The following is a 218-nucleotide window of genomic DNA, read 5'->3' as shown; positions in this document are numbered from 1 at the left end:
GCCTCCGCTGCGCGTACGACAGCGGAACCCGCTCCGGACGCACCACCGGCACCAACGCCGGCCGTGCCGTGGGAGCACGGCCCATCCGCGCCGACAGCCCGGCCACTGTCGGTGCCTCGAACAGTTCCCGGATCTCCAGTTCCACGCCGAGCACCGCACGGACCCGGCTCACCAGCCGCGTCGCCAGCAGCGAGTGGCCGCCGAGTTCGAAGAAGTCG

At 72.5% G+C, this 218-nt stretch carries 1 protein-coding gene; it reads right to left on the bottom strand.

The features are described from left to right. The coding region (locus H0H10_RS03175) for a phosphopantetheine-binding protein (protein WP_188179244.1) at positions 1–218 on the bottom strand (218 nt) is incomplete at both ends.

The organism is Streptomyces griseicoloratus, assembly GCF_014534645.1.
GTDB classification, from domain to species: domain Bacteria; phylum Actinomycetota; class Actinomycetes; order Streptomycetales; family Streptomycetaceae; genus Streptomyces; species Streptomyces griseicoloratus.
This window is presented reverse-complemented; position numbering and strand designations above follow the sequence as displayed.